General features: G+C 24.1%; 10 protein-coding genes and 1 pseudogene. 5 read left to right on the top strand and 6 right to left on the bottom strand.

The genetic code is table 11. The annotated features are described in order from the left end of the window. Positions 1–6 precede the first annotated feature (6 nt). Positions 7–336: a cupin domain-containing protein gene (locus BINT_RS01625; RefSeq protein WP_014486818.1), complete on the bottom strand. Its 330-nt coding sequence runs from the start codon at positions 334–336 to the stop codon at positions 7–9. A gap of 179 nt (positions 337–515) precedes the next feature. On the opposite strand from BINT_RS01625, the gene BINT_RS01620 reads away from it, so the two are divergent. Next, positions 516–1241 (top strand): hypothetical protein, encoded by a 726-nt coding sequence (locus BINT_RS01620; RefSeq protein WP_014486817.1) that lies wholly within the window; start codon positions 516–518, stop codon positions 1239–1241. A gap of 290 nt (positions 1242–1531) precedes the next feature. Then, on the top strand, positions 1532–2473 hold the full coding sequence (gene lgt / locus BINT_RS01615) for a prolipoprotein diacylglyceryl transferase (protein ID WP_041177163.1): 942 nt from the start codon (positions 1532–1534) through the stop codon (positions 2471–2473). 512 nt (positions 2474–2985) lie between these two features. Here lgt and BINT_RS01610 read toward each other — a convergent pair. From BINT_RS01610 to BINT_RS01600, 5 genes and pseudogenes are all read right to left on the bottom strand, one after another. Beyond that, positions 2986–5235, bottom strand: coding sequence for a tetratricopeptide repeat protein (locus tag BINT_RS01610; protein ID WP_014486815.1), 2250 nt, complete (start codon positions 5233–5235; stop codon positions 2986–2988). A gap of 107 nt (positions 5236–5342) precedes the next feature. Next, a complete protein-coding gene (locus BINT_RS01605) occupies positions 5343–6887 on the bottom strand; it encodes a tetratricopeptide repeat protein (RefSeq protein WP_014486814.1) in 1545 nt (514 codons plus the stop codon). Beyond that, positions 6888–7043, bottom strand: a pseudogene (locus BINT_RS15025) (hypothetical protein); the annotation flags it as partial. A 290-nt stretch (positions 7044–7333) separates the two neighbouring features. After that, positions 7334–7582: a hypothetical protein gene (locus BINT_RS15020; RefSeq protein WP_014486813.1), complete on the bottom strand. Its 249-nt coding sequence runs from the start codon at positions 7580–7582 to the stop codon at positions 7334–7336. Positions 7583–7623: 41 nt separating this feature from the next. Further along, complete coding sequence (locus BINT_RS01600; protein WP_014486812.1) at positions 7624–9198, bottom strand: tetratricopeptide repeat protein; 1575 nt, start codon at positions 9196–9198, stop codon at positions 7624–7626. A gap of 734 nt (positions 9199–9932) precedes the next feature. On the opposite strand from BINT_RS01600, the gene thiE reads away from it, so the two are divergent. From thiE to BINT_RS01585, 3 genes are all read left to right on the top strand, one after another. Continuing rightward, complete coding sequence (gene thiE, locus BINT_RS01595; RefSeq protein WP_014486811.1) at positions 9933–10634, top strand: thiamine phosphate synthase; 702 nt, start codon at positions 9933–9935, stop codon at positions 10632–10634. After that, complete coding sequence (locus BINT_RS01590) at positions 10598–11530, top strand: thermonuclease family protein (protein ID WP_014486810.1); 933 nt, start codon at positions 10598–10600, stop codon at positions 11528–11530. Before thiE ends, BINT_RS01590 begins: the two co-directional genes overlap by 37 nt. A 508-nt stretch (positions 11531–12038) precedes the next feature. Then, positions 12039–14129, top strand: coding sequence for a GmrSD restriction endonuclease domain-containing protein (locus BINT_RS01585; protein ID WP_014486809.1), 2091 nt, complete (start codon positions 12039–12041; stop codon positions 14127–14129). Positions 14130–14132: the final 3 nt, after the last annotated feature.

Below are 14132 nucleotides of genomic sequence, written 5' to 3'. Positions count from 1 at the left end.
TTCAAATTAATTATTCAAAAAATCTTCTCTTTTAGGTGTAAAAGTATCTAATAATTTACCTTTCTTAACACACTTACAGCCATGACTCATATTTTTAGCAAAATGCAAACTATCTCCTGATTTACATAAATATTCTTCTCCATTAACTGTAAACTCAAACTCTCCATCTATAATATATGTTATTTGTTCATGCTCATTATGAGAATGAGTTTCAGCTACAGCACCCTCATCAAATTCCATATAAACAGTCATTAAATTATCAGAATAGGCTAATATTCTTCTTTTAAGTCCGTTTCCTAAATTCTGTAAATTAGTTTTATTAAAATCCTGATACATCGATATAATTCCTTCTATAAATTATGAATAATAATATATAATAATTTGAATAAAAAAGATATATATTAAAAGCTATAATATCACTTTAACAATCAAAAATTACACATTTAAAACATAACATATGCTATACATATAATAATTATTGTTGCATAATATTAAAAAAATAATATTATTAATATATGAAACATGATTTAAAATCTGATTTGGATAAATTAGAAAACAGAGGAATGGCATTAGATGATGATATCAATATGCTTAAAAATTATTCTTTAGAAAAGCTTATTGATTGTTTGAATAATGACAATGCTATAATAAGAACATCGGCTTCTATCAATCTGATGCCGTATATATATGAAGATAATGTGCAAAATGAACTATTAATGCAATTATCTAAAGAAAAAAGCTTGTATACTAAAATAGCAATATGTGAAACTCTTCAACATGGAAATATTGATACTGCAGAAAAAATGACTGAATATCTTGGTATAATAGGAAATAATCAATATAAAAAATTACCTAAAAAAATATCATCAAAAAAATCGTACCCTCTGCCTAGAGATATAATAGCAAGAACTTTATCTAAAATGGACATAAGCATTCTACCTGTCTTAATAAGAATACTAAAAAGTAATAATTTAATAAAAATTTATGAAGCTATAGATGCTTTCGGATATATATGTTTTTATAATAAAACTTTACAAAATGAAAAAAATCTTGAATGTATAATAAAATTAATGAACAAGTATAAAGATGACAAACTTCTTTTATGGAAATGTATAACTTGCCTATCAGCATTTAATCTTGATAAAAGCAAAGAAATAATAAATAGTTTTATAAATGAAGATAATAAATATATTTTATCATTAGAAGCTAAAAGATCTTTGTCTATACTAAATAAAAAATAAATATTTAAATGATATATACTAAAAATTTTTAAGTTTATCAATTTTTTTGTTGTTCTTTTTCCGCCGCACGCTTACCTAAAGGACTTCCTTCGGTCGCATGCGGGCTTCGTCAAAGAACCTTATATCCTTGACAAACTCGGATACGCTTCGCGAAAGTGCAAGTGTAAAATTAGTACTAAATAGAAATTATCCAACATATAAACACTTGATAGATTAACAATTTCAATGTATTATCTTATATTAAAAATCTTCTATTATAAAAATAATTAATAATTTTTTAAGGAAAATATATGACTTATCCAGAATTTTTCACGCCTTATGTGTTTCCGCCTAATATACCAATACTAGGTGCTATAAGATGGTATGGGCTTATGTATATTGTAGGCATTTTAGTATCATGCATAATATTGTATTTTGTCCAAAAAAGGGGTTGGATAAAATTCAATCTTAATGAAAAAAACGGCGGTATATATGATATGGTATTCTATGCTGCTGTAGGTGCTATAGTAGGAGCTAGAATTGGTTATTTTCTTTTTTACTCACCAAAAAGTTTTTTAACACCTTGGGAAATAATAGGTATTAATCTTGATAATGGATTTACTTTTACTGGTTTCGCTGGAATGTCATTTCATGGCGGATTTATAGGAATGTTTATAGCATTATTTATATTCAGTAAAAAATATAAATATGATTTTTATAATATCACAGATAACGGAACGCTTCCTGCTAGTTTATGTTTATTCTTTGGAAGGATTGGAAATTTTATGAATGCCGAACTTTACGGAAGAGTTACAGATTCTTTTTTAGGAATGAAATTTCCATTATATGATGCAGTAGGCGGATATGATAGATGGGCTTCTATGTTTCCAGCAATAAGACCATATACAGAATTAAGGCACCCTTCACAATTATACGAAGCATTTCTTGAGGGTATTGTTCTTGCTTTAGTATCTTTTTTAATAGGTTATTTAAGCGAGAAGAATAAAAATATAAGACCGGGTACAAGACTTTGGGTTTGGATTTTTCTTTACGGACTTTTCAGAACTTTAATAGAACAGTTTGCAAGAGATATTACAGAATGGACTGTAGGCCCAATCACTGCAGGTGCTATTTATTCTATGCCTATGATGTTAATCGGTATTGTTATGCTTGTTTATATTTACACAAGAAAAGATTATAATCCTGCACTTGAAGCAAATACAAAAGAAGCAAAAAAGAATAAAAAGAAATAAATTGATTAACAATCAACTTAATAATAAAGCCTAGTATGATAAATAAAAACATATTAGGCTTTTATTTTTTTATAATATTATCAAATATATACTGAAAATTTTTAAGTTTGTCAACCTATGCACTTTATATAAATGTTATCTACTTTTTTGACGCACACGCTCTGCGGACTTCGTCAAAGTAGCTATATCCTCGACAAGCTCGGATACGCTTTGCGAAAACGCAATTGCTAGAACTTTATATTAAAAACATGCCTATTAAATATAGGATATAGCCTAAAAATGCAGTCTTTTTGGTTCTCGCCGTAGGCGGGCTTTGCCTGTGCCAATACCACAGGCACTCCCTACGGTCGCAAAAGAACTGGGGGGGTTACGAAGTACGCAGAGCGGTGGGGCAAAGCCACCACAAACAATAAAATAGAAAAAACTAAAATTGACAAAGTATAGTTGTTTAGGTATATATAATTCATTTTCATCAATATTTTATTATTTAAATACGTTTTTGTTTTACAATGCTATTTGTATCTATTATACGATAATCCAAATATACATGCTGTTTCTACCTCTTTTCCTGATTCTATATCTTCTATTTTTTCTTTTGCTTCATTATTATCTTTATCTATTTCTAAAATCCTTTTATATGTTTTTAAAGCATTATCTTTTTGATTTAATTTTATATAAAGCTCTGCAATAGATTTTAAATAAAATATATTATCTTCATCATCTGTTATATTTTCTTCATATATTTTTATAAGTTTTTCATAAATATTAATACAGTTTTCTGGTTTTGAAACTTTTTGATAGAAAAATGCTAAATATGATAAATCTTCCATATAAGAACTTATTTTATTTTTATCATCATTATCTGAAATCGATATTTTTTTATTTTCAAAACTTTTTATATTTTTAAGGCATACTTCTATAGCTTTATTGTATGTTTCTAATGCCATTTCTTTATCATCAATTTTCAAATATAAATCTGCCTGTATTTCAAAAAGCCCGCAATTATTTTTATTTCTTGATATTTTTTTATTATAGTTTTTTATTAAGTCATTATATATTTCAAAGGCTTTTTCTTTATTTCCTATTTTTATATAAATATATGCTATTTCTTTTAAATATCTTTTTTTGTTTCTCTTATCTTTTTTTATAAGTTTTCTGCATTTTTTTATGGCTTTTTCATAATATAAATTTCTATTTTCTATATCATTAAGTTTATCATATAAAGAAGCAATCTTTTTTAATGTATCAAGTTTACTGCTGCCAATTGTATATATATCATATAAGAATAGTTTATAATCTATTTTTAAATATTCTTTATATGCTTCTATAGAATTATTGTATTTTTCAAGACTTTCATAACATTCTGCTAATTTTTCATGATATTCGCATGGCTCATTAAAAATTTCTATAGCTTTATTATAATAATTAACAGCTTCTTCATAGTTTTCTAATTTTTTATATATTTCAGCAATATTAACATAATAGCATGAATTTTCACTGTCAATTTCTATAGCTTTATTGTAATAATCAATAGCCTCATTATAATTTTCTGCATTTTCATAAGTACGGGCAATATCAATATAATAATTCAATGCATCATCAGGATACATTTTTATAATCATTTTATATGTATCTATTGCCTTTTTATAATTTTTAGCTTCTATATATGTTTCAGCTATATTTTTATAATTTTCTATAGATATTTGATTATATAATTCTATAGCTTTATCATATTCTCCATATCTTATATAAAGATCTGCAAGCTCTTCACGGCATGCATTTGACTGACAATAATGCCAACTACCATCTATAATATCAGTGTATGCCTGAACTATATCATTATAAGTTTCGCTTCCTTTAAAATCCTTATCACCAAAAGTTATAATCATAAATGGTGCTGATATATCTTTTTCTATACTGTCTTTCAAGGCGTACAAAGCATCATCATTTTTACCAAGTTTTTTATATAAATCATACAATGATTTTAATGCCTTTAAACAATCATAAAAATAATCATCTAACTCGCTTCTTACATCTATATCTAATGCCATTTCATAACTTTTCAAAGCTTCATCATACTGTCCGTTTTTTTCATAGCTTAAGCCTAAATAATGCCAATAATCAGATGCTTTATAAAAATCATTAAAACAATCTATCGAATCTTCTATAGCTTTTTTAAAATTTTCTATAGCCTCTTGGCTTTTTCCTAAATATAAATTTATTTGTCCTAATCTATAATAATAATATTCTTTATTGTTACAAATTGTTTCTGTATAATTTATTTCAGCTGCTTTTTTATGAAACTCTATAGTTTTATCATAATCTTTTATAACAAAGAAATGTGCTGTTCCAAGTAAATACCAATATTCAGAATCTTTATTATTTAATTCAATAGCATTTTCTAATAATTCAATAATTTCTTTTTGTATTTTTTTATTATTATCATAATCACTGTCATAATAATATGATGCTGCTAAATAGTATAATACTTTATCTTTTTTATAATTAAGATTTAAAAGTTTTTTTAATGTTGCTATTACTTTTTTATATTCATCATCAATATATGAATTATCATACTGCACCAAAGCTAATAAAAATAATAATTCTTTATTATTAGGATCATTTTTTAAATGCTTCTTTAATATTTCTTGAGCTTCTTTATAGTAAAGTACATCATCATCTTCAAGTTTTTCATTATTTATTCTTTTATTTATTAATTCTTTTATTTCTTCTATTGTGTAATTTTTTTTATTATCTTGCATTTTATCCTCCTATTTTTTCTAAAAAATTAATTAGCTAATAAAGCCTAGTATGATAAATAAAAACATATTAGGCTTTTATTATTTAAATACGTTTTTGTTTTACAATGCTATTTGTATCTATTATACGATAATCCAAATATACATGCTGTTTCTACCTCTTTTCCTGATTCTATATCTTCTATTTTTTCTTTTGCTTCATTATTATCTTTATCTATTTCTAAAATCCTTTTATATGTTTTTAAAGCATTATCTTTTTGATTTAATTTTATATAAAGTTCTGCAATAGATTCTAAGTAAAATGTACTCTCTTCATCATCTGTTATATTTTCTTCATATATTTTTATAAGTTTTTCATAAATATTAATACAGTTTTCTGGTTTTGAAACTTTTTGATAGAAAAATGCTAAATATGATAAATCTTCCATATAAGAACTTATTTTATTTTTATCATCATTATCTGAAATCGATATTTTTTTATTTTCAAAACTTTTTATCTTTTTAAGGCATACTTCTATAGCTTTATTGTATGTTTCTAATACACTTTCTTTATCATCAATTTTCAAATATAAATTAGCCTGTTTTTCAAAAAGCCCATAATTATTTTTATTTCTTGATATTTTTTTATTATAGTTTTTTATTAAGTCATTATATATTTCAAAGGCTTTTTCTTTATTTCCTATTTTTATATAAATATCTGCTATTTCTTTTAAATATTCTTTTTTGTTTCTCTTATATTCTTTTATAAGTTCTCGGCATTTTTTTATGGCTTTTTCATAATATAAATTTCTATTTTCTATATCATTAAGTTTATCATATAGATAAGCAATATTTTTTAATGTATCAAGTTTACTGCCTCTTATATATATGAATAGTTCATCATCAGCTATTTTAAAATATTCTTTATATGCTTCTATAGCATTATTGTATTTTTCAAGCCTTTCATAACATTCTGCTAATTCTTCATGATATTTGCATGGTTTATTTAAAATTTCTATAGCTTTATTATAATAATTAACAGCTTCTTCATAGTTTTCTAATTTTTTATAAATTTCAGCAATATTAACATAATAATCTGAATTTCCGCTGTCAATTTCTATAGCTTTATTGTAATAATCAATAGCCTCATTATAATTTTCTGCCTCTTCATAAGTACGGGCAATATCAATATAATAATTCAATTCATTATCAGGATACATTTTTATAATAATTTTATATGTATCTATTGCCTTTTTATAATTTTTTGCTTTTATATATGTTTCAGCTATATTTTTATAATTTTCTATAGATATTTGATTATATAATTCTATAGCTTTATCATATTCTCCATATCTTATATAAAGATCTGCAAGCTCTTCACGGCATGCATTTGACTGACAATAATGCCAACTACCATCTATAATATCAGTGTATGCCTGAACTATATCATTATAAGTTTCGCTTCCTTTAAAATCATTATCATCAAAAGGTATAATCATAAATGGTGCTGATATATCCTTTTCTATACTGTCTTTCAAGGCGTATATAGCATCATCATTTTTACCGAGTTTTTTATATAAATCATACAATGATTTTAATGCATTTAAACAATCATAAAAATAATCATCTAACTCGCTTCTTACATCTATATCTAATGCCTTTTCATAACTATCCAAAGCTTCATCATACTGTCCGTTTTTTTCATAGCTTAAGCCTAAATAATGCCAATAATCAGACGCTTCATAAAAATCATTAAAATAATCTATTGAATCTTTTATAGCTTTTTTAAAATTTTCTATAGCTTCTTGGCTTTTTCCTAAATATAAATTTATTTGTCCTAATCTATAATAATAATCTTTTTTATGGTTACGAATTGTCTCTGTATAATTTATTTCAGCTGCTTTTTTATGAAACTCTATAACTTTATCATAATCTTTTATAACAAAGAAATGTGCTGTTCCAAGTAAATACCAATATTCAGAATCTTTATTATTTAATTTAATTGCATTTTCTAATAATTTAATAATTTGTTTTTGTATTTTTTTATTATTATCATAATCACTGTCATAATAATATGATGCTGCTAAATAGTATAATACTTTATCTTTTTCATAATTAAGATTTAAAAGTTTTTTAATGTTATTCTTAATTTTTTATATTTTTTATTAAAATATGATTCATCATACTGCACCAGAGCTAATAAAAATAATAATTCTTTATTATTAGGATTATTTTTTAAATGCTTATTTAATATTTCTTGAGCTTCTTTATAGTAAAGTACATCATCATCTTCAAGTTCTTCATTATTTATTTTTTTATTTATTAATTCTTTTATTTCTTCTATTGTGTAATTTTTTTTATTATCTAGCATTTTATTCTCCTATTTTTCTAAAAAATTAATTTATAACTTTATTATTCATCAAAATTATTTGTATTAATTCCTATGTCTTTTGCTATATTCAATATTTCTTTTGCCAAATCATGTTTATTTAATTTTTTATAACAGCTGTAAAGTCTATGATAAATGCCTATTTTTTTATCATAAGAATATTTATTTAGAACATCAAAATATATAAATAAAGCTTCTTCATACATTTCTAATTCTTCAAATATTTCTCCAATTTCAATAGAAGTTATATAACCATCATTATAATGAAATTCATTCATGTATTTTTTTATATTTTTACTTTCAAAAAAATATATATCTTTTTTATTATTATCTTTTTCTCTGTATATGTAATCATTAAAAACTTCTTTTATTTTTTGATATTCTCCTAAATCTTTGTAGCTTAATAATGTGTATAATAATTCTTCTTCATCAAGTCCTTCATGTTTCCAATCTGTATTATGAAAATCTTCTTTTTCTTCTTCTGTTTCACAGTACTTATACATATTTTTATAATAAAAGTTTTTTAATATTTCCGCTCTGTTTTCAAAATTACTTATTAATTTATTATATATTTTATAAGCCTTTTTATCTTTTCCCTGTTTTTTATAACTTGCAGCAAGATAATATAAAGGAACTCTATAGTCTTTATCTATTTTTAATGCTTCTTTTGCTGCTTCTATTGCTCTGTCATAATCATTAGATAAAAATCTGTATTTTGATAAATAAGCCCAGTTTATTTCTTCTTTTTTATCTATATTAGCCATTTGTTCTCTCATATATGCTGCTTTGGAATATTTTTTAATAGACTCATAAATTTTAGCTAATCTTTCCATATAAGCTAGCATATAAAAATGTTTATCATTATCTTTCGCCAATTTCAGTATTTTTATTGCTTTTTTACTGTATCCTAAAAATAAATATATATCAGCTAATTTATATCCGTAATCGTAATAATCCCTGTATATATTTTTTCTGCAAATTTTTGCTGCTTCTTTGAATTGATTTGTTGAGTATAGATATATATTTAAAAGTGATTTTTCATCATATAATAATTTATATAACTCTACAGCATTATCATAACTATGTACTGTTTCATAAATATATGCTAATTGTTCAGTTAAAGATTTTGAATAACAGTTTTGATAAAAATTTTCAAGCAGATTAATAGCTTCATCATATTTATTTATCAAACATAGAATATTTGATATTTCTATTGTAATTTTTTCATCACTGCTTTTTAATTCAATAGCTTTTTGTATAGTTTTATAGGCATTATCTTTATCATCTAATTCAATATAAGTTCTTGCTAAATTAGCAAATACTCTTATATCTTTATCATTAATTTCAAGAGCCTTCAAATATGCTTTTTCAGCTTCTTTAAAATTACCATACATATCCAAGTAATTACCTAATATTTTCCAAGCATTATAATTATTTTTTTCTATCTCCAAATATTTATCTAAATATATTTTTGATTTTTTATAATCTTTAATTTGCATATATGATGTGTATAGTGTTTTTAATGCTTCTTTATTTTCTGATTCATTTGATAATATTTCTTTTGCTTCTTTAATTTTTTCTTTTATAGTTTTATACATAAGCAGTCACTCCTATTAACGATTTATTAATAGTGTATAATAAGTATATGACAGAAAATGTCGCAAAAACTGCTTGTTTTTATATATCTAAAAAACAAAAATTTATTAACAAGATTTTATTTAACACATGGTAAGCTACATTTTATATATAATTTAAATGTTATTATCATCAATTTATATTTATAAAAAATTAAAATAATATGTTCTTTTACAACTTTTGCCATTAGAATTTCTTCAACGCACGGTTAGCAAAATTTTTAATATAATAAAATTTGAATTGCAAAGTAATTTATATTTTTAGTTTTGTTCTGCGTGCGGTGAGTATACAATAAATTTAAAAAAATCTTGGGTGGGCAGCTAAAATAACTATTAAAAGTTTAAAAGAAAAGTAATAAAAAAATATCAGAAAAAATTAAAAAGCCTAAAGGGTGGGCAAGTGTAATTAAGTTTTAAAACTTTATTTACATATCCCGCCCTTTATTCTTCATTACTTTATTTTTATGTTTTAACTTTTATTTATTTTGCTGCTTTTATTAGAATTTTAAGCACCCGCCCAAGTGTTAATTAAATTTAAAATTTATTTAACGCACGGTTAACAAAATTTTCAATATAATAAAATTTAAATTGCAAAATAATTTATATTTTTAGGTTTGCTCTGCGTGCGGATAATTTTATACTTTACTTAATATTTGAAAAAATATAAAATGTAATTAAATAAATTTTAGGAATTATTTATGAAAGGTATACAAGATATAATAAATACAAAATATATAAATAAAAGAAGAGAAATTTTAAAAGAGAAATATTTTAAAGATTCAATATACTGCGTAACAGCAGAAGATTTTTCAAACGGCAGAAATAATATTGAAGTTGTAAAATCAATGCTTGAAGCCGGCATTAAAATTATTCAGTACAGAGAAAAAGACAATCCTAATAAATATATGCGTGAAAAGTATGAAGAATGCTTAAAGATTAGAGAGCTTACAAAAGAGCATGATGCATTATTTATAATAGATGATTATGCTGATTTGGCAATTGCAGTTGAAGCTGACGGAGTTCATATAGGGCAGAAAGACATGCCTATCGAAGTAGTAAGAAAAATTGTAGGGTTTGATAAAATTGTAGGGCTTTCTACTACTAATGAAAAACAAGCAGAAGAAGCTATTCATACAAGTGCCGATTATATTGGTATAGGACCTATATTCTCAACTAACACTAAACCTGATGCTAATGAAGCTACCGGTATTGATTATCTTGATTATGTAGTTAAAAATTTAGATGTTCCTTTCGTTTGTATAGGCGGAATAAAATTAAGTAACATTGATTTGCTTATAGAGCATAAAGCTATGAGTTTATGCATGCTTACAGAGATAGTATCTTCTGAGGATATAAAATCTAAATGCGAACTTCTAATCAAAAAAATGAAAAGATTATAAAAACTTGTATTTATACTATCATAATAATATTTGCTTTTATTTTTATTATAAAAACTTCTAATCTTAAAGAAAGCAAAGATTTAATTATTGACTCAAAATCAATAATAAGCATGCTAGAAAATAATAAGACAAGCATTATTCATGATTATATAAAAAACAGAGATAAAGTTTATGTATTGTATGCTGAAAATGATGATGACAAAAAATATATAGAAACTCATTTTCCAAGCATAAAATTTATAGGCAGATTCAAACTAATTTTTTATACTTTATTTTTTAAAGACAAAATTATGTTTTATGCTAGCGATGATAAGCTGATTGATAAACTTAGATTTTTTAAAATTCATTATAGCCATGTAGTTTTGGATATTAACGATATAAACAGCGATGAATATTTAACTCTAAAAGATTCTTACAATACAAAACTTTTTCTCTCATTTACAAATAAAGATTTTTATAATATAGATTCCAACTATAATAAAGAGCTATCAAAATATTTAGCAGATTTAGACAAAGACCATATAAGAGTGGTAGACGGAGACACTATAAAATACAAAGATAATTATTACAGATTCATAGGACTCGATGCCCCGGAATTAAAGCAGAACTATGGCACCAATGTTAAAGCCTATGTTGAAAACAAAATTAAAAATGCTTCAAATGTCAGTATGCTCGTAGGCTCTTATGATGCTTTCGGACGTATACTATGTCATTTATTTATAGATGATATACCATTAGCATATCCTATGATGAAAGACAAGCAAGCCAAAGAAACTATAATGAAATACGGAGATAACGGGTTTGTAAATATAGCAAGCAATATAGTTTATTTATCGAAATTTCAAGGCAGACGCCCATTCACAGACCCCGCCAAATTCAGAAGCGAAAACAGATAATTATTTAATTTTTTATCATAAATATTTATCTATTATTATATATACTGAAAATTTTTAAGTTTATCATTTTTTATTGTTCTTTTTCACGCCGCAAAAAGAACCAAAAAGTGCAAGGATAAATTAGTACTAAATTATACTAAAATAGTCTTACATGTAAGATAGATTATTAATTTAAGCACACCTAAAGGTGGACTTAGTCAAATATAGCCTTTCGTGAAGCGTATCCGAGCCTGTCGAGGATATAAGCTTCTCGCCGCAGGCGGGCTTCACCTGTGGCAATACCATACCTACACTTACAGTGGACTTCGTTAGGTACTCCTTTCAGTCGCAGTACTTCCTTTGGTCGCAAAATAAATGTGGTGCGGGCAAATTCATGCAGATATTTAAAAATTAAAAAAATTATTTCTGACAAAATATAGTTGTTTATATATAAATCAAATTTTATGACAGTTTTTGTCATGAAAATGTGTTATACTATATAGTATATATTTAGTTTAAGGATTATTATATGACAGAAGAAATTAAAAATAATGATGATATAATAGAAAGCGTAAAAGAAATATTTTCTAATGGACGCATTTATAACATTCCAGAATATCAAAGGGGATATAAATGGAGTGAAGAAGATGTTAATGCTTTATTAAATGATATTAATAATTTTCAAGCAGAAGGAGATAAATTTTACTGCCTTCAAAACATAACTATAAAAAAACAAAAAGATAGTGAAAATATTTATGAAGTTATAGACGGACAGCAGAGATTAACTACTCTGTCAATATTATTATCATATTTAGGAAAAACAGATTTATTAAAACAAGATAATAATAATAATAATAAATATAAAATAAAATACTCTATCAGAAAAGAAAGTCAGGAGTTTCTATATAAATTATTAAAAGAAACAAATAATGACTATTTAAATGATAATCTAAGTTATAATGATAAATTTGATAAGGCAGTAAAAGATCTTAAAAAAGAAAATAAAGACTATGATAGACAAGATGTTTTTCATTTTTGCCTAGCTAAACATACTATAATAAATTTTTTTTATAAATTTGATGAAGATAAAAAGAAAAGTTTTACAACTAAATTATTAAACAATGTAAAACTAATAGTAAATGATGTAAGCAGCGGTAATGATGTAAAAGGTGAAACCATATTTAAAAATCTTAACTCCAATAAAGTAGCTTTAGAGTATTATGATTTAATAAGAGCTATATTTATAACAAGAGTAGCAAAAAAAGGAAACGATATAGATTTAGCAGAAAAAAGAATAAAAATAGATATTGATATAGATAATATGAATATATGGTGGTCAGATGAAAATGTGAAAGAAAAAAGTCATACAACTACATTATTAAACAATGCACAATTAATACTAAACTATTTGGACAATGGTAATAATACCAAAGCTGAAACTATATTTATATCAAAGGAAAAAGAAGCAAATGATATAGATTTAGCAGAAAAAAGAATAAAAATAGGTATTGATATAGATAATATGAATATATGGTGGTCAGATGAAAATGTAAAAGAATATTTTAAAATGTTTTCTAATGAAAATAATATATCAATGCTTTATGATTTATATTGGAAATGCAGAAATAATGAATCAAATAATAATAATGAAAAATCGGATGCTTATAAATCACAATCAAATAATGAAGCATTATTTAAATATTTAGACAGTAATACAGATAAGGCAGAAGTAGTATTTAAAGAAGTTGTAAGATTTCATAATACTATGGCAGATTGGTACGAGGATAAAGAAATATATCATTTGCTTGGTTTCATTGGAAAGCAAAATATAGAAGATATAAAAATTATTTGGGATATATGGGAAAGAGCTAATACTACAAGAGAAAGTTTTAAAAAAGCATTAAAGCAAATTATAAAAAATAATTTAATAAAAAACATTGAAAATGAAAATTATCTTGAAACTATAGGAGATCCTAATAAAAATTGGTATTACCAAGAAAATAATACAATAAAATTATTGGTACTTATGGATATAATAAAAATACTTAATAATAAAGATATAAAGTACAAATTACCAGTAAATTATTTTAATAGGAATGAAGAAGATATTGAACATATATTTTCTAAAACTCCTAATGATGAAACAACTATAAAAGAGGCTAAAGAAAATATTGATTTGATAATTAGTTCACTTGAGGAATATAAAAGAGAAAAAATAACGGAAGATAATGATTTAAAAAAGTTTATGGAAGATAATGATTTAAAAAAGTTTGAAGATAAGCTCCCCAAATTAAATAATGAAAATAATAAACAAACACTCAAAGATTTGGAGTTATTAGATGAATATAGAAGAGTTATTAGAGAAGTTCCTTATGTACATTCAATAGGCAATTTAGTTTTATTAAACTCAAATACCAATAGAGGTTACGGAAATTCCTCTTATATTGAAAAAAGAAGGATAATAATAGAACTGTATGAAAGCGGAAATAAATATATAAGAAATCATACTTGGACTGTATTTTCTAAAAATATAAATGAATGGACTATTGATAATATAAAAAATACAGCTGAAGATATTAGAAAAGAAATAGAAAAGTTTTTTGATGATAATAATAAGTAAGGA

This window comes from Brachyspira intermedia PWS/A, assembly GCF_000223215.1.
GTDB lineage: Bacteria > Spirochaetota > Brachyspiria > Brachyspirales > Brachyspiraceae > Brachyspira > Brachyspira intermedia.
The sequence above is the reverse complement of the archived record's forward strand: the minus strand, read 5'-3'. Positions and strand labels throughout refer to the sequence as shown.

Excerpts from the sequence above, each read along its gene's own strand:
- BINT_RS01610 (WP_014486815.1), bottom strand. The coding sequence starts at position 5,235 with ATGCAAGATAATAAAAAAAATTACACAATAGAAGAAATAAAAGAATTA.
- BINT_RS15020 (WP_014486813.1), bottom strand. The coding sequence starts at position 7,582 with ATGCTAGATAATAAAAAAAATTACACAATAGAAGAAATAAAAGAATTA.
- BINT_RS01590 (WP_014486810.1), top strand. The coding sequence starts at position 10,598 with ATGCGAACTTCTAATCAAAAAAATGAAAAGATTATAAAAACTTGTATT.
- BINT_RS01625 (WP_014486818.1), bottom strand. The coding sequence starts at position 336 with ATGTATCAGGATTTTAATAAAACTAATTTACAGAATTTAGGAAACGGA.
- thiE (WP_014486811.1), top strand. The coding sequence starts at position 9,933 with ATGAAAGGTATACAAGATATAATAAATACAAAATATATAAATAAAAGA.
- BINT_RS01600 (WP_014486812.1), bottom strand. The coding sequence starts at position 9,198 with ATGTATAAAACTATAAAAGAAAAAATTAAAGAAGCAAAAGAAATATTA.
- BINT_RS01620 (WP_014486817.1), top strand. The coding sequence starts at position 516 with ATGAAACATGATTTAAAATCTGATTTGGATAAATTAGAAAACAGAGGA.
- lgt (WP_041177163.1), top strand. The coding sequence starts at position 1,532 with ATGACTTATCCAGAATTTTTCACGCCTTATGTGTTTCCGCCTAATATA.
- BINT_RS01585 (WP_014486809.1), top strand. The coding sequence starts at position 12,039 with ATGACAGAAGAAATTAAAAATAATGATGATATAATAGAAAGCGTAAAA.